The 24,157-nt window shown below is 71.6% G+C and carries 19 protein-coding genes and 1 tRNA gene; 9 read left to right on the top strand and 11 right to left on the bottom strand.

Annotated features, from left to right (window positions below):
- Positions 1-2 precede the first annotated feature (2 nt).
- The 3 genes from RUR49_RS12290 to RUR49_RS12280 form a co-directional block, all read right to left on the bottom strand.
- Positions 3-1,433 carry an enolase C-terminal domain-like protein gene (locus RUR49_RS12290; RefSeq protein WP_409146671.1) on the bottom strand — a complete coding sequence of 477 codons (1,431 nt, stop codon included), beginning with the start codon at positions 1,431-1,433 and terminating at the stop codon, positions 3-5.
- Complete coding sequence (locus RUR49_RS12285) at positions 1,430-2,266, bottom strand: sugar phosphate isomerase/epimerase family protein (RefSeq protein WP_409146670.1); 837 nt, start codon at positions 2,264-2,266, stop codon at positions 1,430-1,432. Before RUR49_RS12285 ends, RUR49_RS12290 begins: the two co-directional genes overlap by 4 nt.
- A 169-nt stretch (positions 2,267-2,435) precedes the next feature.
- Positions 2,436-3,191 (bottom strand): hypothetical protein, encoded by a 756-nt coding sequence (locus RUR49_RS12280; RefSeq protein ID WP_409146669.1) that lies wholly within the window; start codon positions 3,189-3,191, stop codon positions 2,436-2,438.
- Between the two features lie 213 nt (positions 3,192-3,404).
- Between RUR49_RS12280 and RUR49_RS12275 the strand changes: the two genes are divergently transcribed.
- The 5 genes from RUR49_RS12275 to RUR49_RS12255 all read left to right on the top strand — a co-directional run bounded on the left by RUR49_RS12275 (position 3,405) and on the right by RUR49_RS12255 (position 8,311).
- Positions 3,405-4,178 carry a response regulator gene (locus RUR49_RS12275; protein WP_409146668.1) on the top strand — a complete coding sequence of 258 codons (774 nt, stop codon included), beginning with the start codon at positions 3,405-3,407 and terminating at the stop codon, positions 4,176-4,178.
- Positions 4,175-5,431: an ATP-binding protein gene (locus tag RUR49_RS12270; protein WP_409146667.1), complete on the top strand. Its 1,257-nt coding sequence runs from the start codon at positions 4,175-4,177 to the stop codon at positions 5,429-5,431. The genes RUR49_RS12275 and RUR49_RS12270 overlap by 4 nt, the downstream gene beginning before the upstream one ends.
- A 59-nt stretch (positions 5,432-5,490) precedes the next feature.
- Complete coding sequence (locus RUR49_RS12265; RefSeq protein WP_409146666.1) at positions 5,491-6,072, top strand: Uma2 family endonuclease; 582 nt, start codon at positions 5,491-5,493, stop codon at positions 6,070-6,072.
- Between the two features lie 149 nt (positions 6,073-6,221).
- A complete protein-coding gene (locus RUR49_RS12260) occupies positions 6,222-7,406 on the top strand; it encodes an adenylate/guanylate cyclase domain-containing protein (protein WP_409146665.1) in 1,185 nt (394 codons plus the stop codon).
- Positions 7,403-8,311: a carbon-nitrogen hydrolase family protein gene (locus RUR49_RS12255; protein WP_409146664.1), complete on the top strand. Its 909-nt coding sequence runs from the start codon at positions 7,403-7,405 to the stop codon at positions 8,309-8,311. Before RUR49_RS12260 ends, RUR49_RS12255 begins: the two co-directional genes overlap by 4 nt.
- A gap of 54 nt (positions 8,312-8,365) precedes the next feature.
- Here RUR49_RS12255 and RUR49_RS12250 read toward each other — a convergent pair whose 3' ends face one another.
- On the bottom strand, positions 8,366-9,118 hold the full coding sequence (locus RUR49_RS12250) for an SIMPL domain-containing protein (protein WP_409146663.1): 753 nt from the start codon (positions 9,116-9,118) through the stop codon (positions 8,366-8,368).
- Positions 9,119-9,232: 114 nt separating this feature from the next.
- On the opposite strand from RUR49_RS12250, the gene RUR49_RS12245 reads away from it, so the two are divergent.
- Together RUR49_RS12245 and RUR49_RS12240 are read left to right on the top strand one after the other, a co-directional pair.
- Positions 9,233-9,308 (top strand) — tRNA-Ile (locus tag RUR49_RS12245).
- Between the two features lie 426 nt (positions 9,309-9,734).
- Positions 9,735-11,012, top strand: coding sequence for a ferric reductase-like transmembrane domain-containing protein (locus RUR49_RS12240; RefSeq protein ID WP_409146662.1), 1,278 nt, complete (start codon positions 9,735-9,737; stop codon positions 11,010-11,012).
- 92 nt (positions 11,013-11,104) lie between these two features.
- Here RUR49_RS12240 and RUR49_RS12235 read toward each other — a convergent pair whose 3' ends face one another.
- From RUR49_RS12235 to wecB, 5 genes are all read right to left on the bottom strand, one after another.
- Entirely contained in the window at positions 11,105-11,899 is a 795-nt protein-coding gene (locus RUR49_RS12235; protein WP_409146661.1) for a hypothetical protein, read from the bottom strand.
- A 68-nt stretch (positions 11,900-11,967) separates the two neighbouring features.
- Positions 11,968-14,175, bottom strand: a complete 2,208-nt coding sequence (locus RUR49_RS12230) for an NfrA family protein (protein WP_409146660.1) — start codon at positions 14,173-14,175, stop codon at positions 11,968-11,970.
- Positions 14,176-14,448: 273 nt separating this feature from the next.
- Positions 14,449-16,560, bottom strand: coding sequence for a glycosyl transferase family protein (locus tag RUR49_RS12225; protein ID WP_409146659.1), 2,112 nt, complete (start codon positions 16,558-16,560; stop codon positions 14,449-14,451).
- 18 nt (positions 16,561-16,578) lie between these two features.
- Positions 16,579-18,882, bottom strand: coding sequence for a hypothetical protein (locus RUR49_RS12220; protein WP_409146658.1), 2,304 nt, complete (start codon positions 18,880-18,882; stop codon positions 16,579-16,581).
- Positions 18,879-20,087 (bottom strand): non-hydrolyzing UDP-N-acetylglucosamine 2-epimerase, encoded by a 1,209-nt coding sequence (gene wecB / locus RUR49_RS12215; RefSeq protein ID WP_409147133.1) that lies wholly within the window; start codon positions 20,085-20,087, stop codon positions 18,879-18,881. The genes RUR49_RS12220 and wecB overlap by 4 nt, the downstream gene beginning before the upstream one ends.
- Before the next feature lie 460 nt (positions 20,088-20,547).
- On the opposite strand from wecB, the gene RUR49_RS12210 reads away from it, so the two are divergent.
- Positions 20,548-20,979 (top strand): YybH family protein, encoded by a 432-nt coding sequence (locus tag RUR49_RS12210; RefSeq protein WP_409146657.1) that lies wholly within the window; start codon positions 20,548-20,550, stop codon positions 20,977-20,979.
- Between the two features lie 28 nt (positions 20,980-21,007).
- Here the strand turns inward: RUR49_RS12210 and RUR49_RS12205 are convergent, their stop codons facing one another.
- Together RUR49_RS12205 and RUR49_RS12200 are read right to left on the bottom strand one after the other, a co-directional pair.
- Positions 21,008-21,394: a cell division protein ZapA gene (locus tag RUR49_RS12205; RefSeq protein WP_409146656.1), complete on the bottom strand. Its 387-nt coding sequence runs from the start codon at positions 21,392-21,394 to the stop codon at positions 21,008-21,010.
- Between the two features lie 30 nt (positions 21,395-21,424).
- Positions 21,425-21,706 carry a DUF4164 domain-containing protein gene (locus tag RUR49_RS12200; protein WP_409146655.1) on the bottom strand — a complete coding sequence of 94 codons (282 nt, stop codon included), beginning with the start codon at positions 21,704-21,706 and terminating at the stop codon, positions 21,425-21,427.
- A 434-nt stretch (positions 21,707-22,140) separates the two neighbouring features.
- On the opposite strand from RUR49_RS12200, the gene tkt reads away from it, so the two are divergent.
- Complete coding sequence (gene tkt, locus RUR49_RS12195) at positions 22,141-24,138, top strand: transketolase (protein WP_409146654.1); 1,998 nt, start codon at positions 22,141-22,143, stop codon at positions 24,136-24,138.
- Positions 24,139-24,157: the final 19 nt, after the last annotated feature.

Raw genomic sequence — 24,157 nt, 5'->3', positions numbered from 1 at the left:
TGCTATCCTTGCTGTGCGGTCGCGGGCGACCGTCTGTTCGGTGTGCGGAGCGGGTGCATCGACGCAAAGTCCGGCTCGGCGCCCGTCGCAAAGCCCGGACAGGCGAGTGAGCCGAGCGCGATGCGTCCCGCGGTGATCTTGAGGTGCAGGCCGCGTTCGTCGCGGCGGTAGAGGTCGGGATGGGCGCGGGCGAAGCCGTCCATCTCGGCGGCGCCGGCGCCGGCCATGCCGTCGACATAGTGGTGGCCGTTGCGCTCGACGTGCTCGAGGCCGAGCAGGGCGACCAGCGCCAGGTCCTGCTGCACCGACACGCCGGCCTGCGAGGTCAGGTCCTCACCCGACAGCACGTAGGGTCCGCTGGCCCAGTGCCGGCAGCGGGCGGCATTGAGGATGGCGCGGAACACGCCCTTGCAGGTCTTCGAGGAGACGCCGCGGTAACCGAGCCCGCGCGCCGTGGCGAAGCTCGACAGATCCGCGTCGCTCTCGTCGATGATGACGGGGATGCGGGTGCCGAGCGCGCCGAGCGGCTCGGCCAGCGCCGCGGCGCGATGGATCGGCTGCTCGAGATAGAGCACCGAGGCCCGCAGCCGGGCGAGCCGCGGCTCGGCCTCGATACGCTCGAGCAGGGCCGCCGCGGCGGCAGCGTCGGCGAACTGCTCGTTGCCGTCGAGCGTCGCCCGATAGTCCGGCAGCCGGTCGAGGACGGCGGCGATGCGCACCAGCCGGTCGATGTCGGCATCCGCATTGCCGCCGAGCTTCAGCTTGAACCAGGTGAGCCCATAGGTGGCGATCGCCGCTTCCAGGCTTTCCGGCAGGCCGTCGCCGACCCGCTCGCCCACCTCCGCCTCGGTCAGTGCGTCGACCATGCCGACGGTATGGCGGGCGGCGATGGAGGTCCCGGGGGCGAGCGACGCCAGGAACACGGGCAGATCGAAGCCGGCCAGGTCGTCCGGCAGCGGCCCGGCGGCGAGGCCGACAGCGTCGGTGCGGATGGCCTCATAGAAGGAGACGTCCAGCAGCCGGCAGAGCGCGTCGGTGATCGCGCGCGACACCAGTGCCGGGCCGAAGCCCTGCACCAGCCCCGGCTCGTCCGGCAGCCGGTCTGCGAGCTCGCGCTCCAGCCGGGCGGTGTGGCCGGCGACGGTGTTGGCGACGCTCGTCGTAGCCACATCGCGGGCGGCGGCGAGCGAGCGGCGCAGCTGGTCGACGGTGTCGGCCTCGCTCAGCGCCGGCCGCTTGTCGAACCACTTCGGCACCATCAGCTCGGCGGCGACGCCGGTGGCGCGGCGGCCCTCCGGCAGCGCCACCGTCGCCCGCACGAACGCCTGCGGCGCCTCGCGCAGCGTCACGACGCCGAAGCGGAACGGCAGCCGCAGCGTCGTGTCGCGCTCGAATGCCTCGGCGGCTTCGACAATGACGCGCGGCGCGCTCACGACCGTGCCTCCAGCCCGTCGAGCACGCCGCGGAGATAGGCGATCGAGGCGGCGGCCGTGGCGGGGGCATCGGGCAAGTAAACGAACGGTTCAATCGCCACCGGGCGATCCCAGCCGTGACGCCGCAGCGCGGCGAGCACGGCGGCGAAGCGGTCGCCGCCCTGGCCGGGACCGCGGCGATTGCGATCGTTCAGCTGGATGTGGGCGATGCGTCCCGTCGGCAGCCAGCGATCGAGCACGGCGGAGGCCGGCTCCACCTCGCTCGCCGCCGCCGCGGCGGTGTCGAGCATGGTGGCGAGGCCGGGCGTGCCGGCCGCCTCCACCAGCGCCGCCGCCTCGGCGACGGTGTTGATGAAGCCGGTCTCCTCGGGGGAGAGCGGCTCGATGCAGTAGGTGACACCGGCGGCGGTAGCCGCTTCGCCGGCCGCCGCGAAGTGTGCCAGCGCTGTGGCGCGGGCCCGGTCTGCGCCGTTTTCCGGCAGCACGCGCTGCTTGGGCGAGCCGTGCACCAGCACGGTGCCGCCGAGCGTCGCGCACAGTTCGACCAGCGCCAGCAGGACGTCGCGGGTGCGGCTGCCGACGGTCGGATCGGGATCGGTGATGGAGAGCCCGGCGGGGGCAACGAGCAGCCAGTGCAGCCCGGTGACGACGAGGCCGTGGTCGCTCGCCACCGCCTTCAGGCGCGCCGCCTCACGATCGGAAATGCGGGTCGGATCATCGGCGAGCGTGAACGGCGCCACTTCGAGGCCGGCGTAGCCCAGCGCGGCCGCATAGGCGCACTGCCGCTCGAACGGCCACTCCCGCAGCACCTCATTGCACAGACTGAACCGCATTTCCGCCCGACGTTTTTTGTAACCTATTGGTTACTTACATCGCGCAGAGGGCCGCCCGCTGTCAAGCGTCCGGCCGTCGGGGACTGTGAATCCGGTGCCGGAGGAAGGGCGGGTCGTCGGGGAGGCGGCCCGCCGCCGGTGGGGCGGCGGGCCGGTGGAGGCCGCGGGCTCAGTCGCCAGGGGGGACGGGCGGAGCCGCATCGGCCTCCGGGTTCGCCGGGTCCGGATCCGTCATCGGCGACGAGAACTCCGGATGCCGGTCACCGGCGAAGGGCGGGGAGGGGCGGGGCGGGCGGAGCCGCGCCTCGAAGGCGGTGAGACGCTCGGTCTGCTCAGGGGTCAGCACCTCGCGCAGCGTCTCGATCGCCCCCTGCAGGTCTTCGGCGAGACGGCCGCGAGCGATGATCTCGCCGGCGATCCACTCGACGCGGGCGAACGGGTCGGCCGCGTCGTCCGCCGCGCCTTGGCGGTTCGGCGGGGGCGGCGGGGCGGGCGGCTCGAGCAGCGCCACCAGCGTCGAGGAGAAGTCCCGCCAGGCGTCGAGCTGGTCGACACGGATGCCGATCGTCGTCTCGGCGGCGGCCAGCAGCGTCGCGGCCATCGCCGCCGGCGGCGGACCCTTCGGGCCGCGGCCCGGGCCATGCCCCTCGGGTCCGGGACGATGGCGCCCGGCACCCATCATCGGCGGCGGCGGCGGCAGGCCGGGGGCGTCGAAGCGGGCCGGTCGGGGCGCGTCCGGGCCGTGCCATCCGGCGCCCATGCCGGGCAGCGGCGGACGCGGCGTGTCGTCGAAGGCGACCATGCGGTCGCGGCTCTTCCCCGTCGGCGCGGGTCCTGACGCAGGTCCGTCCACCGCGGCGAAGGCCGCCGGTGACAGCGCCGTGGCGACGATGATCGTCGCGGCGAAGAGTTGGGCAGAAGTCATGGCGTGCCTCATGCGTGGCCTCCCAGCCAGAGGACGCTAGCCGCCGCGCTTTGCCCGCCTTCGTCGCTGCATGAGGAAGTGTGTCCGCCGGCGGCCGTGACGTGTCGAAGTGTTGCCACCGTCGGGGCAGACACGTTTCGTGACAAAAATCCGGTCGCCGCGCCGCTCCGCCGGTCCTACTGACGAAAGGCGCCCAACGCCGGACCGACCGCCATGTCGCCACCTTCCGCATCCCAGCCCGATCGAGCGCCATCCGCCGGGGCCGGCTCGTCGTCCCCGCACGTTCTCGTCGTCGACGACGACGCCGAGATCCGCACGCTGCTCGGGCGCTACCTGGCGGGGCAGGGGTTCCGCGTCAGCCTCGCCGCCGACCGCCGCGCGCTGGAGGCCGAGCTCGTCACCGCGGCGATCGACCTCGTCGTGCTCGACGTGCTGCTGCCCGACGGCTCCGGCCTCGACATCTGCCGCGAGCTGAAGCGTCGCCGGCCGGCGCTGCCGATCATCCTGCTCACCGCGCTGAAGGAGGAGGTCGACCGCATCATCGGGCTGGAGATCGGCGCCGACGACTACCTCGGCAAGCCGTTCAACCCGCGCGAACTGGTCGCCCGCATCCGCGCCGTGCTGCGACGGGGCGGCGAGGCCGCGGCCGCGCCGTCCGCGCGCCGCTGGCGCTTCGCCGGCTTCCAGGCCGACGCGGCATCGCGCGCAGTGTTCGACGCCGACGGGGCCGCGATCGACCTCACCGGCGCCGAGTTCGATCTCCTGCGCGTGCTGCTCGACCGGCCGGGGCGGGTGCTGTCGCGCGACCAGCTCCTCGACCTGACGCAGGGCCGCGACGCCGACCCCCTCGACCGCTCCATCGACGTGCTCGTCAGCCGGCTCCGCCGCAAGCTCGGCGACGCGCCGCCCTTTCACATGGTGAAGACCGTCCGCAACGGCGGCTACCAGTTCGCCGCCCGCGTCGAGACGGAAGGGGAAGTGCCATGACGACGCTGCGCGTCCGCGTCGCGGCGCTGCTCGTCGTCGCCATCGTCGCCGTCGTCGGCCTCGCCACGGCGGTCGCCGTCCTCGTCATCGGACCGCCGGTCCGCGATGCGCCGTTCCGCGCGATGGCGGCGCAGGTGCGGGTGCTGCACGCGCTCGCCGCCGAGCGGGCCGGCCTCGTCGCGCCCGCCGAGGCAGTGGCGGTCACGGCGCAGCCGAGAGGAGACCTCGTCGAGCCGCTCACCTCGGCGCTGCGAAGCACGCTCGCGGCGGGCGGCACGCCGATCGCCGCCGAGGTCCGCCGCAATCCGGACCCGCCGTCGCTTACGCTTGCCGTCCCCGTCGGAAACGCCGGCTACGTCGTCGTGCCGCTCGACGACCGGCCGCCACCCGCGGGGGGCTGGCCAATCCTCGCCGCCTGGATGGGGGCGATCGTCGTCGGTGTCGCCGGCGTGGCGCTGGTCGGCGCGCGCTGGCTGACGCGGCCGCTGGCGATCCTGGAAGGCGCCGTCGCCGGCGTCGGTCCCGACGGCGCGCTGCCGGTGCTGCCGGAAACGGGGCCCGCGGAGGTCCGCGCGACCGCCGTGGCGCTGAACCGCCTGTCGGAGCGGCTGCAGGCGGCGGTGGCGAGCCGCATGCGCCTCGTCGCCGCCGCCGGCCACGATCTGCGCACGCCCATTACCCGCCTCCGGCTGCGCGCTGAGTTCCTGCCCGACGCCGAGCGCCCGTCCTGGCTCGCCGACCTCGACGAACTCGAGCGCATCGCCGACAGCGCCATCGAGCTGGTGCGCGAGGAGGCGGGCGGCGGTGGCGAGCCGGTCCGGCTCGACCTCCTCGCCGGCGAGGTGGTCGCCGAACTCGCCGGCCTCGGTATGCGGGTGGTGATGTCCGCGCGCGATCCCGTCGTGGTGTCGGCGCGCCCGCTCGCCCTGAAGCGGGCGTTGCGCAACCTCATCGCCAATGCCGCCACCCACGGCGGGGGAGCGTGCGTCGCCGTCGTCGCGGACGCCTCCGCGGCGACCACGACCGCGCTGCTGCGCATCGACGACGACGGTCCCGGCATCCCGCCGGAGCAGTTGGCGCGCGCGTTCGAGCCCTTCTTCCGTGTCGATCCGGCCCGTCGGCGCTCCGCTCCGGGAGCCGGCCTCGGCCTCGCCATCGCCCGCGAGATCGTCACCCGCGCCGGCGGCGAGATCCGGCTTGCCAACCGGCCGGAGGGCGGGCTGCGCCAGGAGGTGGTGCTGCCGCTCGCGTGATGCGTGCAGGCTTCGCCGCGACCACCGTTTCCGCTATGATCGCTGCCATGAACGCCCCGATGACGACAGCAGCCGAGGGACTGCCGCGCCGCGCCTTCACCGTGAAGGACGTCGAGCGGATGGTCGAGGTCGGCCTGATCGCCGAGGACGAGCGCATCGAGCTGATCGGCGGGGAGATCGTGCCGATGTCGCCGAAGGGCCTATGGCACGAAATCCTTAAGACGGAGCTTTGCGTGCTGTGGTACCGCGCGGCGCCGGACGACCTGGAGCTGATTCCGGCGACGACCTTCCGCCTCTCGAAGGACACCTACCTCGAGCCCGATGTCGTCGTGTACCGCCGCACCGACGGGCTGAAGCGCCTCGACGGCGGCACAGCGCTGCTCTGCGTCGAGATCGCCGATACGAGCCTCGGCTACGATCTCCACCGCAAGCCCGCGATCTATGCTTCCTTCGGCGTCGCCGAGCTCTGGGTGATCGACGCCGTCCGCCGCGTCACCCACGTGCACCGGGACCCTAAGCGGGGCGGCTACGGGTCCGTCACGGTTCACCAGCTCGGCGATACCCTGGTGCCGCTGCTGGCACCGGCCCTGACTTTGCGGCTCGACGACCTCGATCTCGGCGATCTCGACCAGCCGGACTGACACGGCCCCAGGCCGTTGACGTCCGACGCCCGCCCCACCATCTCCGCCGTCCGTCCACGCTTCGCGTCACCGGCCGGCGACGCGGGCGACGGACTTTCCTCCAGAAGGCCACGCCCGGTGGCCGGGACCACCCGCATGGCAACTCGCCGATGAAGGTCGACGCTCCCTCCATCATGGCCTGGCTCGTCGGCGAAGGCCGCAGCCTGGCGTTTTCCGCGCTGATCGACGGCTTCGGCTGGCGCCTGACGGCGGCCGGCCTGCCGGTCGATCGCTTCTCCGTCTCCGTGCGCGTGCTGTCGGCCAGCGTCCTCGCCGTGGGTGCGGTCTGGCGGCCGCACATGCCACTCGAGTTCCGCACCTTCGACTATGCCGACCGCGACGCCGGCTTCTACGACCGCAGCCCGTTCAAGGTCGTCTACGATACCGGGCGGCCCCTTCATCTCGACCTTCGCACGACTCCCGACGATCGCTTCGGCATCGTGCCGGAGCTAAAGAAGGAGGGCTACGTCCACTATCACGTGCTGGCGCTCGACTTCGCCGACGGCGTCAAGAACGCCGTGACGATGTCCTCGAAGGCCCCGGAGGGCTTCACTTCCGACCAGATCGCCCTCGTCGAGGCCGTGCTGCCGGCGCTGGCGGCTGTCATCGAGATCCGCACCTACCACCGGGTCCTGCGCGAGCTGCTCGCCACCTATGTCGGGCGCGGCCCGGCCGAGGCGATCATCGGCGGCACCGTCTTCCGCGGCGACGTCAAGACGATGCGGGCGGCGATGATGTTCGCCGACCTTCGCAACTTCACCTCGCTGTCGACGCGGCTGCCGCCGGAGGCCACCGCCGACCTGCTCAACCGCTACTACGACGTCCTGGTGCCGGCGGTGACGGAGCGCGGCGGCGACGTCCTGAAGTTCATCGGCGACGGCATGTTGGCGGTCTTCGAGCACACCGACGAGGGCGCCGATGCGGCCGCCCGTGCGCTCTCAGCAGCCGAGGTCGCCCTCCTCAACGGCGCGGAACTCACGGCCGGCGGCGAGCCGGTCCGCTTCGGCGTGGCGCTGCACCACGGCGAGGCGATCTACGGCAATGTCGGCGCCCTCGACCGGCTCGACTTCACCGTCGTCGGCCGCGACGTCAACGAGGTCGCCCGCATCTCGTCTTTGTGCGGCCAACTCGGCAAGCCGATGCTCGCCTCCCGTGCCTTCGCGGGCATGATGCCGGAGCGCTTCCGACCCGCCGGCGCGCATCCGGTGCGTGGGATCGTCGAGCCGCTGCCGGTGTTCGAGCCGGCCCCCGCCCTGCTCGCCCTGTCGCAGCCGGTGGCCGAGGCGCTCGGATGAGCCGCGGTCCCGACCGCGTCCGCGTCGCCGCCGTCCAGCTGGAGATCGTCCGGCCGGCCTCCTTCGCCGCCTGGGCCGACCGCATCGCCGATCTCGTCCGCGATGCCGCCGACACCGGCGCCGACCTCGTCGTCTTCCCCGAATACGGCATGCTGGAGCTGACCGGCATCTTCGAGGACGCCGTGGCGGCCGACGCGGCGCGGGCGCTCACCGAGATCGGCACGGTTCTGCCGGAGGCGCTCGGCCACGTCGCCGGCCTCGCCGCCCGGGCGGGCGTCCACATCCTCGCACCCAGCGCGCCGGAGGCCGGTCCTGACGGACGCCTGCGAAACGTCGCCCGGCTCTACACGCCGTCCGGTGGCGAAGGGGTGCAGGAGAAGATCGTCATGACGCGCTTCGAGCGCGATCCGTGGGGCATCGTCGGCGGCGGCCCGGTCCGTGTCTTCGACACCGCCCTCGGCCGGCTCGGCGTGGCGATCTGCTACGACGTCGAGTTCCCGCTGATCGCCCGCGCGATGGTGGAAGCAGGGGCCGAGTTCATCCTGGCACCGAGCTGCACCGACACGCTCGCCGGCTTCCACCGCGTCCGCACCGGCGCCCGCGCCCGCGCGCTCGAAGGCCAGTGCGTCGTCGTGCAGGTCCCGACAGTCGGGACCGCGCCGTGGTCGGGCACGCTCGACATGAACCGCGGCGCCGCCGGCTTCTACGGCCCGTCCGACGACGGCTTCCCGGACAGCGGCGTCATCGCCCAGGGGCCGCTCGACACCGGCCACATCCTCGTCGCCGACATCGATCGCGCGGCGATCCGGCAGGTGCGCCGCGATGGCCAGGTGCTGACCTTCGCCCACTGGCCGGAGCAGGGCGGCGGCGGCACTCCGCCCTGCGCGGTGGTGCGGCTCGACTGAGCCGCAGCCATGCCCCGTCGGAGCCCGCAGTTCGACCCTGCGGCTCGCGAACGCTCAGAGACCGCTCGGCTCGAGCGAGAAGATCACCGTGACGTCCGCCGACAGCTCGACGGAGCCAGCCTCGACCGGCACCGACGGCGCCGCCTCGGCGGCCATCCGCATCATCGGGCGGGGCGACGCGTCCGCGGTCATCTCGGAGATCGCCAGCACGCGGCCGGTCTTGACGTTGGCGGCGGCGGCATAGAGCTCCGCCTTGCGGCGGGCGTCGCGCACCGCGCCTTCGCGCGCCTGGTCGCGCAGGCTGGTGTCGTCCTCGATGGTGAAGGCGACGCCGTCGATCTGGTTGGCGCCAGCGCGCACGGCGGCGTCGAGCAATTCGCCGAGCTTGCCGACCTCCCGCACCCGCACCGAGACCCCGTTGCGCACGGTGTAGCCGGCGATGCGCGGCGGGGCGTCGTCGTCGGCGCGGTCGGCATAGCGCGGATAGACCGAGAAGCCGGACGTCTGCACGTCGGCGGCCGCCACGCCGGCCGCCTTCACTGCGTCGATCAGCCGGGTGGTGTCGGTGGAGTTGCCCGTCAGCGCGTCACCGGCGGTGGCGGCTTCGGTGACCACAGAGAGCGTCACCATCGCGGTGTCCGGCGCGCCGGAGACGGTGGCGGAACCGGTGACGACGATGCGGCCGTCCGCCGGCATCGCGAGCAGCTGCTGCGCCTCGGCGCGATCGAAGCCGACCGGGGCGAGGAGAACGCCGGCGAACAGGGCGGCGGCGAATGCGGCGGCTGGCCCGCGGCGGAAGGTCGTCATCGTGTGGTCTCCTCGGCTATCGGCATCGGCTCGCTGCGCCGGCGCGCGCCCGAGCGGTCCCACGCCATTGCGACCGCAATACGACGTGCTATAGCGCTGACACGCGCCTCGCGCGGGCCCGTAGCTCAATGGTTAGAGCCGGCCGCTCATAACGGTCTGGTTGCAGGTTCGAGTCCTGCCGGGCCCACCAGACGCGCCGGGCCCTCTTTCCAATCGTCTCGCCGGGCGACGAACGAGACGCTGCGACCCCGGCAGCGGAAGCCGAATAAAAGCCTAAACTTCACGCGACTATCTCGACCACGAGGTCGGCAGGCAGATTAGCGCGCGCGAGAAGACGCCGGAGAAAGTAGCCATTTGTCTTTTTTTGGATCCAGAGGCACACGGGGTATATAGTTCGGGATCCAGGTCGAATGGATCTGTGAGATTATGCTTCTCATTGTCAAAAGAACAATAATGATGAGCCGGCACTTCGGTGCTTTGAATGCTGGCTTTTGTAGTCGATAGTAGGGTTCGCTAAAGTTATGTAAGTGGGGTCGCTGCCGTACCTAAATGCTGGTAGCGCGGGGAGTGATCCGATGATCGAGAGCATTGAACTTGCAAGTGCAGGGGCTCGGCCTTGACCCGGATCGTCGTGACGAAACCGTGGCAGCCCGTCGTGGCGATCGCACTCGTGAGCACCGGGGTCGTCCTCGTCGATATTCCCTCCGGCACGTGGCTCACCACAGCAACAATGAGCCTGGCGTCGGGCGTCGCGGCTCTCGCCCTCATGGCGGCGGCCGCGATCCTGAGTGGACGATGGTCGTGGTTGGAGGGGCTCTTCGGAGGACTGGACCGGGTCTACGAGGTCCACAAGTGGCTTGCGATCGCGGCGCTCAGCTTCGCGTCTGTGCACCTATTGTTCAAGGCGGGCACTGGCGAGTGGGAGACGGCTGCGATCCTCGCGCTGCCCGGCGAGTGGACCCGGTTTGTCCGGCAGGCGAGCTTTGTTGGCCTGATGCTGATCGTGATGCTGGCGCTCAATCGCAATATTCCCTACAGCGCCTGGCGCTGGTGGCATCGCCTGTCGGGACCGCTCTTCCTGATCGTCGTGCTGCACTGGGTCAGCATCAAGTCTCCACTGCCATTGGTCAGCCCCGCTGGGATTTGGCTCGGCGCACTGAGCGTCCTGGGCTTCGGAGCCGCAGTCTACAAGCTGTTGCTCTATCCGATCATCGCCAACCACGCGGAATACCGGGTTCTGGGCGTGACCAGAGGACCCGCTGCTGTACAGATCGAACTCGAACCGACCCGCCGGGGGATATCGTTCCGGCCGGGGCAGTTCGGCTTCCTCAGGATGAAGGTCGATGGTCTTCGCGAGTCGCACCCATTCACTATTGCCGCTGCAGAAGCTCCGTCTGGGCGCGTTTCGTTCGTCATTCGCGCACTGGGTGATTATACGCAGAAGCTGATCTCGACTATCCAGCCCGGTATGCTTGCGGACATCTATGCCCCCTACGGCCGCTTCGAACGCTCCCCTCGCGCTGAACGAGAGATATGGGTCGGCGGTGGTGTTGGCATTTCACCCTTCCTAGCCTGGTTGCAGGACAGGAATGCAGAAAACCTCCAGCGCGTCAGCCTCTTCTACTTTTATACGCCGGACCGGGCTTTCCCGGAAATCAACGCACTCCGGGATCTGGCTGCTCAGAAGGGCGTCGAATTCGTACCGGTGAGCAGCGGTCCCAGCACTCCGAGTTTCGTTGAACGCTTCGCTGAGATCATCCGCGAAGATGACACCGCCAAACTGGATATAGCCGTGTGCGGGCCTGCCGGCCTGCTGAACCACATCCGTGTGCTGGCCGTCGCGAATGGAGTCGAGCCAGAAAAGATCCGGCACGAATTGTTCGTGTTCCGCTGACCGCCGGCTTTACCCGGCGGGGAGCGTTTGCGAGTGGACCCAGCTCAGGCAACGGAGTAGTCGCCTCCTGCGGGAAGGGGCGGCGCGGTTCATCACGCGCGGTTCCCCAGCGCCTCCACCAGCCCGTCGTCGACATAGTGCGGACCATCGAAGAGGTAGAGCGGATAGCCTTTGAGCGCCGCGATCTGCGGGGCGATCTCCGCGGCGACGGCGGCGCGGAAGCCGCCCTCGGTGTGCGGGCGGAAGGCCTCGACGATGACGCGCAGCCGTTCCCGCCCGAGCCTCTCGGCCAGCGCATCGGCGTATTCCCGCGCCACCGTCGGCGTGCGGGCGTGGACGCCCACCCCGTCCTGGAAGAACACGCCGATGTCGGCGGGCAGCCAGCCCGCGAGCCAGTCGGCGAGGGTCGCGGCGCCGACATTGGCGCTGTCGTAGACGCTGATCCACAGGGGCCGCGGCAGCGGCGCGAGGAGTTCGGCGAGGCGCGGCGCCTCCTGCCAGGTCGGGTCGACCTCGACGGGGAAGTACCAGCCGGTGATGTTGAGGGGCGTCGGCAGATAGGCGAGGCGCCACGACAGCTTTGCGAGCTCGGCGATGTCGGCGCGCGCCTCGCGCTCGCCGAAGCGGCCGGCGAGGCCGAGTATCACCTGGCTCGCCCACGGCTCGCGGGCGATGCGGCTCCAGTCCGGCAGCACGGGTACGGTCGGCAGACCAGCATCGGCGACGAAGGACTGGCCATCGACGACGATCCACTGCACGAGGAGCTCGTGGGCGCCGAGCTCGTCCCAGCGGCCGGCGATGCCGACGGTGGCGTTGTCCGGCTGCCAGACGATGCCGTCGACGAGCGGCGGCGGCACCTCCGGCGCACGCGTCCGCCACAGCGCCACGCCGCCGGCCCCGGCGGCGAGAGCGCCGGCGGCGAGCGTGCCGGCGACAAGCCGGCGCGAGGGCCCGCTCAGTAGGACACCGTCATGCCGGCGAACAGGCCGCGGGCGCGGTTGTCGCCGGCGAGCCTGAAGCGGTACTGCACGTTCATGTCCACATAGGAGCGCGGCGCCGCGTACTTGTCCTCGCGGAACCAGTAGCGCAGCGCGAAGCCCGGCCCGGTGCCGAGCGCGCCGGGATTGGCGAAGCTCGAATCATAGCTGCCGCCGAGTGCCAGGAACGGCGTCGCCACCAGCTTGTCGCTGATCGCATCGAGGCGGAAGCTCTCGCCGACGCGACCCTCGAACACCGCGACGTTCTGCGCCGTCTCGAAGAAGCGATCGGCCTCGCCGTAGACCTGCCAGGTCGTCCAGTGCGGGTCGACGACATTGAGGTCGGTGCCCTGTCCGGCCGAGAAGGCGGCGCGGGCCAGCCAGTCCTCGCGCGAGGCCGAGCCGAGCTTCACGAGGCGGGCGCCCTCGAAGATCAGGTTCCAGTCGGAAAAGGGCTTCCAGCGCACGCCGACGAGGCCCTGCAGCGTCTCCGGCCCGGTCTGGCCGCCGCGCTCGTCGTAGATCGTCTGGAAGGCGCGGGCGAACACCTCGACCAGCGCGCCGTTGCGGTAGCCGATCTCCGGCGGCCGCCAGTAGACCTCGGCACCGATCTGGCCGACGTTGCGCCCGCCGCTCGGCGTCGGCGCCGTCGTCGAGCTCGGCGCCACCCCGACGGCGCCGTAGGTGACCGTCAGGTAGGCACCCCAGGTGCGGGTGATGTCCGCCACCTCGCGGCGCAGGCCGAACTTGTACTGCGGATCGAGCTCGATCTCCCCGGCGTCCGCCGCGTCGATGCCCGCCTTGAAGAACTCCACCGCCTCCGCGTTGCGGAACCGCCGCTTGGCGGCATAGGCGGCGTCGAGATAGGCGCGGCCCTTGAGCTCGCCGGCAGCCTCAGCCTTCTCGTAGTAGGGCAGTGCGAGTTCATCGTCGCCGACGCCGCTCGCGAGATAGGCGATGTCGAGGTCGGAGGCACCGGCGAGCGAGCCGTCGGCGAGCGCATCGGTCAGCAGCGCGCGCGCCTCCTCCCGCCGCCCGAGCTCGCTCATCAGGGCGATGACGGTGCGGGTGGCGAGCGTCCGTTCAGTCGCGCCGGGGGCGAGGTGGCGGGCGGTCTCGAAGGCGGCGAGGGCCTCTTCCTTCCGATCGAGGGCCAGCAGCGCGAAGCCGGCGCGCGAGGCGACGGCGTAGCTGTTTTCGCCGGAAAGCGGCTCCAGCAGGTCGAGCGCCAACTGCGGCTGCTCGGCCGACATCGCGGCATCGACAGCGGCGAGCCTGAGCGTGCGCGCCTCGCCCGGCCGCGTCGGGCCGAGTCGCAGCGCCGCCTGGAAATCCGCGAGCGCGCCGGCGGCATCGCCGCGCTGCAGACGCAGATTGCCGCGCTGGGTGAACAGCGCGACCGTCGGGCGGCGCGAGAGCAGCTCGGTCAGGATCGTCTCCGCCTCGCTGGTGCGCCCCGCGGCGAGGGCTGCTTCGGCCAGCGCCAGCCGCAGCGTCCACGCCTCGGGCGATCCCGCCGGCAGGAGCCGCAGCGCGGCGGCGAAATCGTCGGCTGCGGCGGCGGGCTTGCCGAGCGCCTGGCGGAGGTAGCCGCGTTGCGTCAACAGCGCCGCGTCCGGCCGCGCGGCGATCAGGGCCGACAGCACCGTCTCCGCCTCGGCCCTGCGGCCGGCCGCGGAGAGCGCGTCGGCGAGCAGCAGCCGGTACTCGCGCCGGTCGGGGGCGAGGCGGACGGCGGCGCGGGCGCGCTCCACCGCCACCGACGCCCGCCCGGCGGCGAGTGCCTTGAAGGCGGCGTCGGCCTCGACGAAGGCCGGATCGGTCGTCGACGGCGCGCCGCCGATGGCGTCGCGATAGTCGAGGCTGTCCCACGATCGCCGGTCGGCCCGGAAAGCGAGCCGTTCGCGGATGGTCGCCAGCCGCTCGGCGATGCGCGGGTCGCCGGCATCGGCGATGCGCGCCTCGGCGGTGGCGGCGGCGAGGTCGTCGGCGGCGATCAGCGCATCGACGAGCTGCACGCGCAGCTGCTCGGAATCCGGCCGCTGGCGGAGCGCCTCGCGCAGCAGCGAGACGGCGGTGGTGAAATCGCCGGCGGCGACGGCCTCATAGGCGCGGGTGGCGAGTGCGAGCGGCGGGCCGGACAGCGGCAGCTCGATCGTCTCCTGGGCGCCGGCGCCGAGCGGCATCGCCAGCGCGAGCGCGAGCAGGAGAGAGGTCGACGGAATCCGAATCCGTCGAGCCCGTCGTGGCGGGGACGCTGCGCGCCCGCCGAACAACGCCCGCACCATCCCCAATCCTTCGACGCGAGGGCCGCCCTGTCGCGGCATCCGGTCGGCTCGTCGTGTTTGTTGTTCGAGCCGCCGCCTTCCGGCCGATTCTCACTGATTCGTCGCGTTTAGCCGAGCCCGGCGTGAATCGCGCCGCGAATAAAATCTCCGCGGGAATCGCCCTTCGAACGCTCAGGCGGCGGCGCGCTGCTGCAGCGACAGGGCCTTGGCGAGGTTGGCCGCCGAGAGAACGCCGGATTGCACCAGGAAATCGCCGATGCGGCCGTGCTCCTCCGGGCGGTAGAGCGCCATCGCCTTGTCGAAGGCGGCGCGGTCGATGAGCCGGTTTTCGATGAGGACGTCACCGAGGAGCGGAATGGCGCGGCCCGTGGCGACGTCATCCAGGGCCGTCTCGGCGCCGCGCAGGACGCGCAGGCCGGCGGCGACCTCGCTCTCGCGGGCGATCACCTGGATCGGCTCGGCACCGAGCATGGTCACCAGTTCCCGCAGGTCCTCCGCCTGCAGCGGCGAGGCGGTGGCGAGGATCGTCCGCCCCTCCTCGTTCCGACCCACGGCCAGCACGCGGTAGCGAACGGCGGCGTCCAGCGGCAGGTCGGCGGCATGGGTGCGCAGGTCATCCGCCGTCAGCGCCATTCGCCCGAGCCCGGACTGCACGGCGATCGCCTCGGCGAGCGTCTCCTCGTCGAGCCAGCCGTTGATGACGAGGATGCGGCCGAGCGGCAGATCCCGCTCGCTCTGTTGCTTGAGCGCCGCCGACAGCCGGCCCTCGTCCACCACCTGCCACGAGGTGAGCAGTTCGCCGAGCCGCCGCCGCCGCTTCTCCAGCACCTCCTCGGAGGGGAAGTCGTGGGCGGTCTTGTCCCAGGCGATGCGCGTGCCGAACAGGAGATGGCCGATGAACAGCTTCCACGCCCGCGCAGCCGCCATGAAGTTCACGAAGTTCGCGACGATCATCCGCGGGAGCGACAGCAGCCCGTGCTCCCAGCCGTAGATGCGGGCCACGAAGTAGAAGCGCTGAACGGCCCGCAAGGCCAGCGCCACGGCGTTCGCCACGAGCAGCCAGGCGAAGATGCTGTCGGGCTCGAACAGCGGCGGGAAGCGGATGAACCAGACGCCCGCCACCGCCAGGAAGTAGAAGGCGACGAGATTGAAGGCGATCAGGTAGCCGGCGATGTTGATGAACTGGGTGAAGATGCCCTTGCGGTCGCGGAACAAGAGGTAGCGGGCCGCGAGCGACCCCGTCCAGCCGATCTGCTGCCAGCTCTGCAGGCCGATGCCGACCGTCCAGCGCGCCTTCTGGCGATAGGCGGCGCGGAAGGAGTTCGGGAAATACTCGCGCACGCAGAGCGGCATGCGGATACGCACCTCGCGCTCCGGTCCGAAATTGAACAGGAGCCGCCGCCGCGTCGAGAACTCCACCGGGAAGCGCGCGAAGATCGAGGTCATGCCGGCGCGCGAGAGCCGCTCGCCGATGTCGTAGTCCTCGGTCAGCGTGTCGGTGTTGAAGGGCTGGTTGTCGGTCTCGGCGGCGAGCGTCATCAGGGCGCGCCGCGAGAAGCAGGTGCCGACGCCGGCCGACGGCACCACGCCGGCGAGGCTCTCGCGCACGACGAGGTCCTTGGCGTGCCACTCGGCGAACTCGTCCATGTAGGTGCCGGCAACCATCTCGAACCAGTCGCGGTCGAGCGAGACGACGGGGATCTGGATGAGGTCCTTGCGCGGCAAGAGGTAGTTGAAGAACTTCAGCTCGAGCGGGTGCAGCACGTCCTCGCTGTCGTGCAGCACCATGCCGGCGAAGTGGATGCCGGTGCGCTTCTCGTGGTGCAGGATCGCCTGGACGATCCAGTTCAGGCAGTCGGCCTTGCAGGTCGGGCCGGGGTGGGGCACCTCGACCCGCACGACCTGCTTGAAGCGCCGCAGCATGCGGTCGACCTCGCCGATCGTCGCGGGGTCGTTGACGTAGGTGCCGACGAAGACGACGTAGTTCCGGTATTCGAGCACCGACACCATGCTTTCCAGCATGGCGGCGATGACGTCGGATTCGAGCCAGGCCGGCACCATGATCGCCATCGGCTGCTCGGCGCGGGCGCGCAGTTGTTCCGAGGTGAGCGGCTTGTACTTCCGCTTCACCGTCAGCTTCCGCCACGTCTCCCGCGTCCAGAACCACGCGTCGATGAACAGGTCATCGATCGACGAGATCAGGATCAGCACCGCGACGAGCAGCGCCGCCCGTTCCAGCCAGATCTGGTACTCGGCGATCAGATAGGGCCAGAAGAGCTCCACGGCGGGCGGTCCGGTTCCTCAGCCCTGCTGGGCCTTGCGGGCCTTGCGCCGGGCGACCGCCGCGCGGATCAAGAGCAGCACGAACAGCAGCACGGCGATGGTGGCGATCGGCACCGCCCAGCCCATCGGTGTTCCGCTCGGCAGCGCCCGCACGATGGGCTGGAACTCGGCTGGCAGCCAGGCGCTGATGTCGGTGGCGCCGGGCAGCAGCCCGGACTGCGAGCCGCCGATCTCCAGCGTGCGGTTGCCGCTCACTTCCGCGAGCACGCCGGTGGCGCCGACGACGGCGACGTCGCCCCGCCCGAGGCGGATCGGCTTTTCGAGGATCGGCGCCCGCTGGCCGACGGTGGCGTAGGCGATGCCGTGGCGCTCGCCGGCCTTGACGACATCGACGACGCCGATGTCGTCGAGGCCGGAGATGTCGAGGATGGCGGCGCCGGCATTGTTGTCGACGACAAGCCGCCCCGCTTCGGCGCGCGCCTGGCCGCTGACGCCGGCGACGGTCGCCCCGAGCGACAGGAAGGACTGCGTCGGCGCAACCGGGATGGTGCCGGAGGCGACGACGAGGGTCGCCTTGTCGGCGGCGATCCCCACCGCCTCGGCGATGCCGGCGAGCGTCGGCAGGGTGGCGGTGGCATCGGCCAGCGCAGCCGCGGGCACGATCACCTCGGCGCCGCCGGCATAGCGGGCGATCATGCCGACGAAGTCGTCGGAGGCGGCGACGGCGCCGAGCTGCACGTGGCTCGTCGGCAGAACCGCCGCCGGATAGGCCTGCGGCGTCTCCCGGCAGTGCTCGCCGCCCGGCTGGCGCTGGAAGGTGACGCGCAGCACGTTGGTGGCGGCCAGCGCATAGCTCGGGATGCGGCCGCTGATGCGCTCGGGGCGTCCGTCGGCCGTCAGCATCTTCGCGCCGAGCAGCACGTCATTCAGGTAGACGGTCGCGACCGGCGCGGTGGCGGTGGCACCCGGCGCTGCGGCGACGTCGACGACGAGCTGGTCCGGCACGCGGCCGGCTCGGGCGATGGCGCCGAGGCCGAAGGTCGCCGTCCAGTCGCCGCGCGCCAGCACCTCGATCGAGCCCGGCGTGCCGCCGAGGTCGCTGAGCGGCAGGATGTCGGCGGCGGGCAGCGCCGGCTCGGCGACGCGCGCCACGACGCTGCGGGTCAGCACGATGCGGTGCCACAGCTGCGTGAACAGGCCGGCCGCCTGTGCGCCGGCTTCGGGAGCCACCGCGATGACCGGCAGGCCGGCGAGGCCGGCGACACGGATGGCATCGGCGGCGCCCGGCGTCGCCGCCGCGTTCGCCGGGCCCGTGCGCCAGTCGGCCAGCGTCTGCGCCGCGGCGGGGGCCTGGCTGGCGATCTCGGCCGCGAGCGCGTCGAGCGCCGTTGAGGTGGCGGCGGACAGCGCGGCGTCGGAGACCACGACGTCCGCCCTGAGCCCCCCGGCAGCGAGCGTCAGGAAGGCTCCCGCCTCCGCGTCGCTGGCGAGCACGCGGCTGCCGCCATTGGCGAGCGCCGCATAGGACGGGATCGCCCTGAGCGCCGCCGGTACGGTGACGCCGGCGAGGTCGACCGTGTCGCCCTTGGCCGGCAGCGCCGCGAAGATCGGCCGCTTGCCGGCGCGCGCCAGCGCGACGCCGATGCGCCAGGCCGCATCGTAGGAGCGCTCCGCAAGGGCGCGGCCGGCGACGAGAACGACCGGGCGGGCCGGCAAGGCCGTCCAGGCGGTGGCGACGTCGCGGACGGCACCGCCATCGAAGGCGTAGGTGAAGCGCGTGTCGGGGCCGATCGCCAGCGCATTGGCGATCTGCCGCTCGTCCTCGCAGGCGTCGACCGAGACCTGCGACGACCACGCGAGGCCGAGCTGCACGAAGCCGCTCGGGCGCGCCTCGCCGTCGACGCCGACGCGCAGCGACGCGTCGCCGGCGTCGTTGGTGAAGGCGCGGGCCGAGACCGGGAAGCCGTCGAGCGACATGAGCAGCGTCGAGCGCCCGGGCACGGCCCGCAGATAGCGCGCGTCGAAGTCGAGGGTGGCCTCCTCGATCGGAATGCCGGCCGGCACCGGCAGGTAGATCTCGCGCCGGGCGTCGAGGGAGGCAAGCACGTCCGGCCGGTCGAAGCCGAGCTCGCGCAGTGTCACGGAGCGTGTCACCTCGCGGTCGTCGAGGAGGGCCGCCAGCGCCGCCGCCGTGGCGTCGCCACCGGATGCGTCCTGCGCCGCGACGGGGCCGGCGGTCGCCAGAATCGCGGCGAGGATGATGGCTGGCAGCGCGCCCGGCCGAGCGGCGCGGTCGCGGCGGAGCGGAGAGACGGAGATCATCGAGGCTGTTCCTGTGCGGCCGCGGTCGGCCGTGCGTGCGGATCTGCCGCGGCAGACCCGTCGATGGCGGAGTGTGGGCGGAATTCGTCGACCGGCCGGCCGAGCAGGCCGGCGACGATGCGCCCGGCCGCCCGGCCGTCGCCGTACGGGTTGACGGCGCGCGCGAAACGCTCGCGCCAGGCCGCGTCGTCGAGCAGGCGGGTGACCTCGGCGACGATGCGGTCGGGATCGGTGCCGACGAGGCGCACGGTGCCGGCGGCGAGCGCTTCCGGCCGCTCCGTCACCTCGCGCATCACCAGCACCGGCCGGCCGAGCGAGGGCGCCTCCTCCTGCACGCCGCCGGAATCGGTGAGCACCACGTCGGCCCGCCGCATCAGGTGGACGAAGGGCAGGTAGTCGAGCGGCTCGATCAGGTGGACGTTGGAAAAGCCCGACAGCGCCGCCGTTACCGGCCCGTGGACGTTCGGATTGAGGTGGACGGGGTAGACGATGTCGAGGTCGGTGCGGCGGGCGAGCGTCGCGAGCGCCGTGCAGATGCCCTCGAAGCCGGCCCCGAAGTTCTCCCGCCGATGCCCGGTGACGAGCAGCAGCCGGTGCCCCGGCCGCAGGAAGGCGAAGCGGGCGTCGAGCCCGGCACGCAGGGCGGGGTCGGCGTCGAGCCGGCGCACCGTTTCCTGCAGCGCGTCGATGACGGTGTTGCCGGTGACCAGGATCCGCCCGGCGACGCTCTCCGCCTCGAGGTTCGCCTTCGCGGTGGCGGTGGGCGCGAAGAGGAGGCCGGCGACGACGTCGACGACGCGGCGGTTGAACTCCTCCGGCCACGGCTGGGAGAGGTCACGGGTGCGCAGCCCCGCCTCGACGTGGCCGATCGAGATGCGGCGATGGAAGGCGGCGACGGCCGCGGCCATTGCCGTCGTCGTGTCGCCGTGCACGAGGATGCAGTCCGGCTCCTCGGCGAGGATGACGGGATCGAGGGCCGTCAGCGTGCGGGCCGTCAGGTCAGACAGCGTCTGCCCCGCCGCCATCAGGGCGAGGTCGTGGTCGGGGCGGATGTCGAATAGCGTCAGCACCTGGTCGAGCATCTGTCGATGCTGGCCGGTGACGCAGACGATCGAATGGACGGCTGGCTCGGCGGCGAGCGCCGACACAACCGGAGCCATCTTCAGGGCCTCGGGTCTGGTCCCGAAGATCGACAGGATGCGGATCAAGATGGACTCGCTGTGTGCCCGCCACAGGTAGGACAGGACGGATCGCGCGCAGGATGGAAAGAGAGGTGCCAGGAGAGCGAACAGGCCGGTGCGGCGGAAACAAGGCCACCGTCCGCGGGCCCTTGTGGCGCCCGCCAGCGTTCACAGGTCTCGTCCCCCGCTTCAAAAGACGAGAGGCGCCCGGACCGGATGTCCCGCGCCTCGCTTCTTCTCGGCCGCTCCACGATGCATCCCCCGATGCACGCGTTGTTGGCGCGCATACGCTCATAAGGCGAGTGAATTGTCCAGTTACGACGGCGTAATCCGCTGGGAGCGCGGCTCACCCGGCGGGTTCGGTCTCCGTGGACTTTCCGACGACCCACTCGGCACCGTGTCGGATGGCGCGGGCTGCGATCGTCCTCGAGTTGGAAGGCCGGCGAGACAGCGAAGACGCCGGTCGTGACCATGGAGGGACGCCATGACCGATCGCAAAGCCATCCTGATGTCGCTCGAGGAGGGGTTCGACGCCATCGCCGCAGGCGATGCGCAGCGCGCCGTGGCCGGGCTTGCACCGGATGTCGTCGCCTACGAGTTGCAGCCGCCGCTGGCGTTCACCGGCGACGAGGCGCGCGACCCGGCAGGCCTCAGGGAGTGGTTCGCGACCTGGCAGGCGCCGCCGAAGATCGCGCTGCGCGATCCGCGCGTCGAGATCGAGGGCCCGCTCGCCGTCGTCTATGGCCTCGCCAACATGCAGGGTCGCAAGACGGATGGGGCCGACATCGACCTCTGGTACCGGGCGACCTTCGTGCTGCGCGACGGCGGAGGCGGATGGCAACTCGTCCACACGCACACCTCGGTGCCCTTCCGCATGGACGGCAGCGAGAAGGCGGCGCTCGATCTGAGGCCCTGACGGCTGGAAGCCGGGTGCGCGGTCGGCTTCAGGCGTCGGGATCGTCGCCCTCGCCGGGCTTGCGGTTGAGCGCGTCGGCCAGAGCCTCGATGCGGACGGCGGCCGCCTCCAGGCGGTGCGCCACGTCATGCTCGATCTCGTCGGTGCGGGAGAGCACGGTGTCGCGCGACTCCTTCAGGGCCGCGACTTCCGCCTGTGCCGCCTGCAGGCGGCGCTCGGCCTCCGACAGCTGGTCGGTCATCATGATGCCGGCCATGACGGTGAGGCGCTGGTCGCCGATCTCGCCGAAGCCGCTTCGAAGCTGCGAGATCGCCGCGTCAAAGCGGCGGGCGAGGCCGGACAGCCGGTCCTCCTCGCCGTCGTCGCACGCCATGCGAAACGTGCGTCCGTTGATGGTGACGCTCACCTGCGCCATGTCGTCACCCGCGCCTTCCCGTCATGCCGTTCACCCGCCGTGCCGTTCGAGCACGGCGCGGATCGATTCCATCGCTGCGACGAGGCGCCGGGAGACCTCCCGGTTCGCCTCCTCGAGGCGCGCCGAGCGGGCTGCCGACTGGTCGAGGTCGAGCGCCAGCTTCGAGCGATCCTCGCCGAGCCGCTGCAATTCCATCTCCAGCGCCCCGAGCGAACGGTCGACATCGAGCCGGCGCGCCACCGACACCTCGAGCCGTCCGATCGCCTGATCGAGTCTCGCCAGCGAGGTCTCGACGCTCCGTCGCTCCGCCATCGTCCGATCCCGCCGGCCCACTCGCGGCGCGCGCCCGCCGAGCCTCGTTGCGACTTGGCCCCGATTCGGAGCCCGTCGAAGACCTTACGCGTCCGCCCGGCGGCGGTCGAGACGTGCGCCCGGCCCGGGTCGTCGATCGATCTTTCGCGCGTGCGACACGGCATGCCGCAGTGCACGGCGACGGCGTGCCGCGCCGTCACAACCGCCGCGTTCGGTCCCCTCGCGTTGACAGGCGGGGTCTTGCTGCTAAGCAGTGCGCCCGGACTTTCGGCCGATCTTCGCGGCTGCGGGCGAGGGTGCCGCAGTGAATGCGGCGCCGCGGTCGAGGGCGTCCCGGCGACGGCGTCCGGGTGTCGGCCGGCGCCCCGCGCGCGGACGGTTCTCGGCGCGGACGCACTTCGGCACGGACGGATTCCAGAACAGACGGGCCTGGCATGATCGACAGCGACAAGCACAAGCGGATGGCCGATGCGCTCCGCGTCCTCGCCATCGACGCGGTGGAGGCCGCCAAATCCGGCCATCCCGGCCTGCCGATGGGTGCCGCGGACATCGCCACGGTCCTCTACGGGCATGTGCTGAAGTTCGATCCGACGGCGCCGCACTGGCCCGACCGTGACCGCTTCGTCCTGTCGGCCGGCCACGGCTCGATGCTGCTCTATGCGCTGCTGCACCTCACCGGCTACGAAGACTTCCCGATCGATCAACTCAGGCGCTTCCGCCAGCTCGGCGCCCGCGCCGCCGGCCATCCGGAGTACGGCCACGGCGCCGGCATCGAGACCACCACCGGCCCGCTCGGCCAGGGCATCGCCACCGCCGTCGGCATGGCGCTCGCCGAGCGCCTGATGAATGCCCGCTTCGGCGACGACCTCGTCGACCACCGCACCTATGTGCTCGCCTCCGACGGCGACCTCATGGAGGGCATCAGCCACGAGGCGATCTCGATCGCCGGCCACCTCAGGCTCTCCCGCCTGATCGTCCTTTATGACGACAACGGCATCTCCATCGATGGGCCGCTGAACCTGACGGAGACCGGCGATGCCGTGCGCCGCTTCGAGGCGGCCGGCTGGGATGCGGTGCGCGTCGACGGTCACGACCCGGCCGCCATCCTGCGCGCGCTGGAAGTCGCCCACGGCAACGACAAGCCGACGATGATCGCCTGCAAGACGATTATCGGCTTCGGCGCCCCGAAGAAGGCCGGCACCTCGTCCGCCCACGGCTCGCCGCTCGGACCCGCGGAGGCCGCTGCGGCCCGCGCCGCCTACGGCTGGACGGCGGAACCCTTCGAGCTGCCGGCGGACGTGCGCGACGGCTGGCGGATCAGTGCGCTCCGCGCCGGTCTCGGCCGCAAGGAGTGGGAGAAGCGCTACCGCGCGCTGCCGCCGGAGGAGCGCGCCGAGTTCGACCGCCGCGTCCGCGGCGACCTGCCGAACGGTTTCGACGAGGCCGTCCGCGCCTACAAGCGCCGGCTCTCCTCCGAGCGGCCGACGGTCGCGACCCGCAAGGCCTCGGAGATGGCGCTCGACGTCATCAACGCGGTCGTTCCCGAGACGATCGGCGGCTCCGCCGACCTCACGGGCTCGGTCAACACCCGCAGTGCCGGCATGGTGGCGGTGACGCCCGACGACTTCTCCGGCCGCTTCGTCCACTGGGGCATCCGCGAGCACGGCATGGCGGCGGCCATGAACGGCATGGCGCTGCACGGCGGCGTCATCCCCTATGCCGGGACCTTCCTCGTCTTCTCCGACTACTGCCGCCCGGCGATCCGGCTATCGGCGCTGATGGGGCTGCGCGTCGTCTACGTGATGACGCACGACAGCATCGGCCTCGGCGAGGACGGCCCGACCCACCAGCCGGTCGAACACCTCGCGGCGCTGCGCGCCATCCCCAATCTCCTCGTCATGCGGCCGGCCGATGCCGTCGAGACGGCGGAATGCTGGCAGATCGCGCTGGAAAATCGCGCGACGCCGAGCGTGCTGGCCCTGTCGCGGCAGAACCTGCCGACGGTGCGCACGCACCAGGAGGACGCCAACCTCTGCGCCCGCGGCGCCTATGAGCTCGAAGCCGCCGACGGCGACGCCGAGGTCAGCCTGTTCGCCACCGGGTCGGAAGTGCAGGTGGCGCTCGCCGCCCGCGACCTCCTGCAGCGCGACGGCATCGGTGCCCGCGTCGTCTCGGTGCCCTCCTTCGAGCTCTTCGCCCGCCAGTCGGCCGACCACCGCGCCGAGGTGATCGGCACGGCGCCGGTGCGCGTCGGCATCGAGGCGGCGGTGCGCATGGGCTGGGATGCGGTCCTCGGCACGGACGGCATCTTCGTCGGCATGACCGGCTTCGGCGCGAGCGGCCGCATCGAGGATCTCTATCCGCACTTCGGCATCACCGCCGAGCGCGCGGCGGCGCTCGCCCGCGAGGCGCTGGCGGCGAAGAAGGGCTGACGGCGACACGGCGGCAGGC

It is taken from the genome of Pseudoxanthobacter sp. M-2 (assembly GCF_046156265.1).
Lineage (GTDB): Bacteria > Pseudomonadota > Alphaproteobacteria > Rhizobiales > Segnochrobactraceae > CAMDHY01.
Note: the sequence above shows the minus strand (reverse complement) of the source record. Positions and strands in the feature narration are given on the sequence as shown.